The sequence below is a fragment of the Massilia alkalitolerans DSM 17462 genome (assembly GCF_000427785.1).
Taxonomy (GTDB): Bacteria; Pseudomonadota; Gammaproteobacteria; order Burkholderiales; family Burkholderiaceae_D; genus Telluria; species Telluria alkalitolerans.
In genome coordinates, this window is the sequence record NZ_ATYR01000067.1 from 1 (window position 1) to 4,810 (window position 4,810).

Here is a 4,810-nt window from a genome sequence, read left to right on the forward strand (position 1 = left end):
CATCAGTGCGGGAAGGAAACCGACGCCCTTGGTCACGATGCCCAGGGCCATCGCCACCCAACTGGCGGCATACCAGCCCCAGGCCGGACCGAGCAGAAAGTGACGGAGCAGTCCGTAGCAGCCGAGGGTGATCCAGAAGCAGACCAGCGCATCGATTTGCGCGCCCTTGGCCTGCAGCAAGAACTGCGGCGTGAACGCGAGCGCAAGCACAGCCGAACGCGCGACCTTCTCTCCCCACAGGCGCCGCCCGAGGTCGAATACCAGCCACAGCGTCCCCAGGCCCGCCAGCGCACTGGGCAGCAGAAATGCGATCTTCAGTTGTCCAGTCAGTTGGTAGAAGAGGGCGATCAGCCACATGAAGACCGGCGGCTTGTCCGGATAGAACTCGCTGCCGCGCGTTGGGAAGAGCCACTGGCCCGATTCCACCATTTCGCGAGCGACCTGGGCAAAGCGCGGCTCGTCGGCAGGCCAGGGATCGCGCAGCCCGATGCCGGCGAACAGGGCCGCGATCAGCAGGGCAGCGATCCACGGCCACCAGCTTCCGTCTTGCCTAGCACTGGGATTGGGTGGGAGTTGCATGCGTTTGTCCTCGGATTTCATGTAGCCGCTGCTTGAAGCCATGATGGTAGAGATAGAGCACGAGCGCCGTGGACAATACCAGCATCAGCAGGCTGATCCAGAGCTGCTGCTCGTCCTGCAAGGCCAGGCCTGCGCCGGCGAAGCTGAACAGCAGCATTTGGGGAAGGTAGCCCAGCAGGCTGCCCCAGAACACCGCCGGTATGCTCAGCCTGGCAAGCGCCACCGCGATATTGGTCGCCAGGTTGCTCCCGACCGGCATCAGGCGCACCGTGCAGACCCACAGCCAGGTCTCCTCCGCCAGCAGCCGGGAGATGAAGGCGACGCGTTCGCCATGGCGACTGAGCATGCGTTCCATGCCGATATTGCGCACCCAGTAAATCGCCAGCAGGGCGCCGAATCCGGTGAGGGCGGTGCTCAGCAGCGCACCCGCCAAGCCCCCCATCAAGTAACCGCAACTGAAGGCGAGCAGCTGGCGCGGGCCGCCGAGCGCGGTATACACGACGCCGGTGATCACGAAAACAGGCCAGGCAATCGCCCAATGCCGTTCGAACAGCCGGTCCAGCAGGTCCATTTCGGTGAAGGTTCCCCACCACTGGAAATGGAGGGAGGCAAAGCCCAGCGCCAGCAGGCAGCTCAGCAGCAGCGGCTTGAGCAGCAATTTCAGTTCGGCTTTCACTGCTGCACTTCCATGCGTTCGATCAGCGGCAGCTTGCTGCGCCGGATCAGCCAGCTGACACCCCACATGTCGACGATGCCGACCCACAGCCGGTTCCAGGCCGTGTATTTCGATACGCCGGCGGTGCGGTGCCGATGGTGCACCGGCACTACCGCGATCGCGCCGCCCAGGCGCTTGACCAGTGCCGGCACGAAGCGATGCATGTGGTCGAAGTAGGGCAGGCCAAGCCAGGTTTCGCGCGGCACCAGCTTGAGGCCGCAGCCGGTATCCGGTACGCCGTCGTCGAGTATGCTGCGGCGCACGGCATTGGCGATGCGCGACTGAATTCTCTTCCAGCGCGTGTCGCGCCGGTTTTTGCGGAAACCGGCAATGCAGAAATGCCGGTGCCTCTCTTCCAACGTTAGCCCCTGTGTCACCAGTGCCGGAATGTCGGAAGGGTCGTTCTGGCCGTCACCGTCTATCGTGACGAAAAAGCGCCCGGCGGCGTGGAGCGCGGCGGTCCACAGGGCCGTGCTCTGTCCGGCACTGCGCGCGTGGCGGATCAGCCGAGCCGGCGTGCCCGACTGCTGGCAATGCCGCAGGAACACGATGCCGGTGTCGTCGTTGCTGCCGTCGTCGACCAGGACCACCTCATGGGAATAACGGCCGGCAAGGGCGCGGTGAATTTCGTCCACGAGGTGCCCGATGTTCTCTGCCTCGTCCTTTGCTGGGATCAGCACCGAGACGAGGAATGCTTGTTTGTCGTTTGTTTCCTCAGGCATGTTGTTTAATCTTTACAAAGGGACTTTTACTGTGGCGTTTCCGTGGTGGACGGGCTGCTCGACGTTATATTTTGTTGACACCACATCATTCTGCAACAGTCGGCGTTAAATTCCCGTTAAACAAGAATGCGGGCGGAGGTCGTTGAAGCACCGCGCGTTGCACCCGGCCAGGAACGGCAAGCCGCAAGGACATTCCTTAATCCTGACTTAATCGATGCTGCGTACCATTGCACTCCGCAACAAAGAATTGCCCAAAGTAAATGCATGGTACATGTCGGCGACGTGACCTGATCGACAATCAGCGCGGTTCCGAGTTTGCGTACCCGATGAACAGGGCAGTGTCCAGCCTGGCGCAGCCCGCTACCATTCCAACGCCATGCCCATCACAATCGGACTACTGCTCGCACTGAGCTTTACCGCATCGCTTGCCGCGCTCGGCTTCCTGATCTGGGCCATCGCCCGCCGCCAGTTCGCGCTGTCACAAAGCGATGCCTCCACGATCTTCGAGCCAGGCGAGACCGCCGCGCCCGACGACACCACCGCTTTCGGCCGTGCCCCGGAAGGCTCTCACGCCCACCGCTTCGATGTGATCCGTGAACGGATCGACGTCGCTGGGCGCCGTACCGTGCTGCTGATGGCGGCCGTCGCTGCGTTCTGGCTGGTGCTGGGCTCGGTCTTCGGCGTGATCGCGTCGCTCAAGCTGCACCTGCCGGACTGGCTCGTAGGCCACGCGCCGCTCACTTTCGGACGCATGCGCACCATGCACCTGAACCTGGTCGCCTACGGCTGGCTGTCGGTCGCCGGCATCGCCTCGGCGCTGTGGATCGTGCCGCGCATCTTTCACACGCCTCTGCGTTACCCGCGCGTCGCCATGTTCGGCGCCATGGTCTGGACCATCGGCGTCGCCATGGGCGTGACCGCCATCGCCCTGGGCTACACGCAAGGCGTCGAATGGCTCGAGATTCCATGGCAGATTGGGCTGCTACTCGCGGTGGGCGGCGCCTGCCTGGCCTTCCCGCTGGTGATGACGGCGCGCCACCGCAAGTCGCACCACATCTACGTGTCGGGGTGGTATTTCCTGGGCGGCCTGGTATGGTTCCCGGTCCTGTACTTCATTGCTAACCTGCCGGGCCTGCACGCCGGCGTCCAGCAGGCCACGGTCAACTGGTGGTTCGCCCACAACGTGCTCGGCCTGTGGCTAACCCCGCTCGGCGTGGGGACGGCCTACTACCTGATCCCGAAGATCGTCGGCCAGCCGGTGTATTCGTACAGCCTATCGCTGCTCGGATTCTGGGGCCTCGCGCTGTTCTACAGCCAGGTCGGCATCCACCACCTGATCGGCGCCCCAGTGCCTACCTGGCTGGTAACGCTGTCGATCGTCCATAGCGTGATGATGTTCATCCCGGTGATCGCGGTCGCGATCAACCAGCACACCACGGTCGCCCGCAACGCCTGGGCCTTGAAGCAGTCGGTTGCCTTGCGCTTCGTGGCCTTGGGCGCGCTGATGTACACGTTGTCCTCGTTTCAGGGCTCGCTGCAGGCGCTGCGCCCGGTGAACTCGGTTACTCACTTCACGCACTATACGGTCGGCCACGCCCACCTGGGCGCCTACGGCTTCACCAGCATGGTGCTGTTTGGCGCCTTCTACTACATGCTGCCCTACCTGACCGGACGCGACTGGCCATGGCCGCGCCTGCTCAAGCTGCATTTCTGGCTGGTGGTCGGCGGCTTCGCGGTGTATTTCCTGGCGGTCTCCGCCGGCGGCTGGCTGCAGGGCGTGGGCCTGCTCGACACGGGCCGCTCGTTCGAGTCCGTCACACGGGCGACCATCCCCTACCTGCAGGCGCGCTCGCTCGGCGGCAGCCTGATGACCCTGGGCCACCTTGTGTTCGCCTTCCATATCGCCGCCCTGTTGATGGGCAAGGGCACGCTTCGCACGTCCATCGCCGGCCAGGCGCCTGCCGCAGTCACCGCTGGAGCCTGATCTATGAACCGCATCATTCCTATTTTCGTCGGCGCCATCGCCATCCTCGCTTTCGCGACCCTGATGCTGGTGGTGATCCCCGGCGCGCAGATCCGCGACCAGGCCCCCGCGCCGGGGCTGGCGGACTACACGCCGCAGCAGTTGGCCGGGCGCCAGCAGTACATCAACCAGGGCTGCGTCTATTGCCACAGCCAGCAGCCGCGCGCGGCCGGCCAGACCCTGGCCGACCTGTCGAAAGGCTGGGGCCGGGCCCCGACGTCGGCCGATTTCGCCTATGACCGCCCGCACCAGCTCGGCACCATGCGCACCGGCCCCGACCTGCTCAATGTGGGCGCGCGCCTGCCGAGCCGCGACTGGCACCTGACCCACCTGTACCAGCCGCGTGCGATTTTCGACTGGAGCATCATGCCCGCCTATCCCTACCTGTTCGAGCGCAAGAAGCAGGCCGCGCCGGGCGACGTCGTCGTCAAGCTGCCCCCGGAATTCCAGCCGAAGGGCGAGGTCGTGGTGGCGCGCCAGGAAGCGCTCGACCTGGCGGCCTACCTGCAGGGACTGAACCGAACCTATCCGGCGGCGCCGGCGGGCGAAGCCGTCCGCGACGAAGGCTACGCCTTGTCCAAGGGAGAACAGCGATGAACNAGAACGATCCAGGCAAGCGCCCGGCAGCGCCGCANGTTGACGAGGCCTTCGATCCATGGGAGCGCACGCGCCCGGTTCCCCTGTTCGTGGTGGCGCTCGTGTTCGCGCTGGCCTTCTGGGGCCTGCTGACCTATGTGTCCGAGTACCAGGCGCAGCGGCGGGCGCTGCAGG

General features: G+C 64.8%; 5 protein-coding genes. 2 read left to right on the top strand and 3 right to left on the bottom strand.

Annotated features, from left to right (window positions below; all coding sequences use genetic code 11):
* From YWC_RS31135 to YWC_RS0126755, 3 genes are all read right to left on the bottom strand, one after another.
* Window positions 1-579 (bottom strand): ArnT family glycosyltransferase (locus YWC_RS31135; protein ID WP_036216375.1); only part of this gene is annotated, 579 nt, incomplete at its 3' end.
* Window positions 551-1,255: a TVP38/TMEM64 family protein gene (locus tag YWC_RS31140; RefSeq protein WP_051306789.1), complete on the bottom strand. Its 705-nt coding sequence runs from the start codon at window positions 1,253-1,255 to the stop codon at window positions 551-553. The genes YWC_RS31135 and YWC_RS31140, both read right to left, overlap by 29 nt.
* Window positions 1,252-2,016, bottom strand: coding sequence for a glycosyltransferase family 2 protein (locus tag YWC_RS0126755; protein ID WP_027868087.1), 765 nt, complete (start codon window positions 2,014-2,016; stop codon window positions 1,252-1,254). Before YWC_RS0126755 ends, YWC_RS31140 begins: the two co-directional genes overlap by 4 nt.
* A gap of 376 nt (window positions 2,017-2,392) precedes the next feature.
* On the opposite strand from YWC_RS0126755, the gene YWC_RS31145 reads away from it, so the two are divergent.
* On the top strand, window positions 2,393-4,000 hold the full coding sequence (locus tag YWC_RS31145; RefSeq protein WP_036216378.1) for a cbb3-type cytochrome c oxidase subunit I: 1,608 nt from the start codon (window positions 2,393-2,395) through the stop codon (window positions 3,998-4,000).
* Between the two features lie 3 nt (window positions 4,001-4,003).
* Window positions 4,004-4,636 (top strand): cbb3-type cytochrome c oxidase subunit II, encoded by a 633-nt coding sequence (locus tag YWC_RS0126765; RefSeq protein ID WP_027868088.1) that lies wholly within the window; start codon window positions 4,004-4,006, stop codon window positions 4,634-4,636.
* The last annotated feature ends 174 nt before the right edge of the window (window positions 4,637-4,810 follow it).

What these genes read in the sequence shown, in the direction of transcription:
- YWC_RS0126755 (WP_027868087.1), bottom strand. Translation starts at nt 2,016, where the DNA reads ATGCCTGAGGAAACAAACGACAAACAAGCATTCCTCGTCTCGGTGCTG.
- YWC_RS31145 (WP_036216378.1), top strand. Translation starts at nt 2,393, where the DNA reads ATGCCCATCACAATCGGACTACTGCTCGCACTGAGCTTTACCGCATCG.
- YWC_RS0126765 (WP_027868088.1), top strand. Translation starts at nt 4,004, where the DNA reads ATGAACCGCATCATTCCTATTTTCGTCGGCGCCATCGCCATCCTCGCT.